The sequence below is a fragment of the Pantoea sp. CTOTU49201 genome, assembly GCF_032054795.1.
In the GTDB taxonomy this organism is placed as follows: Bacteria; Pseudomonadota; Gammaproteobacteria; order Enterobacterales; family Enterobacteriaceae; genus Pantoea; species Pantoea symbiotica.
In genome coordinates, this window is sequence record NZ_DAMBSA010000419.1 from 3,589 (window position 1) to 3,928 (window position 340).

General features: G+C 43.8%; 1 pseudogene. It reads right to left on the reverse strand.

Annotated features, from left to right (window positions below):
* Positions 1-281, reverse strand: a pseudogene (locus RTY00_RS21305) (type II toxin-antitoxin system HipA family toxin); the annotation flags it as partial.
* Positions 282-340: the final 59 nt, after the last annotated feature.

Here is a 340-nt window from a genome sequence, read left to right on the forward strand (position 1 = left end):
TACGCTTCAGGTGAGGGTTTAAGAATATACGTGCCGTTATTACTGACAACCTGCAGTTCCCCCTCTTCCAGACACAGCGAAAGCTTCGGTTGATAGCCGGAAATACTCATGCCTTTCTGACGTTCAGGCAATTCCTGAATAAACTGACTTCGCGTAAAGGGCAAACTAAGGGCAACGTTTACACTACCAAACAGATGTTTAATGCCTTTAAGGGAATAGTTCGTATCAAGCTCGGATTCCTTGAGTTGAGCTAAATTTATCAGGCAGCATGCTGAATTCATGATGTTATCTCCTTGAGTACTACTGCACCAAGCAAGTCGTTACCGTTCTGCATGAGTAA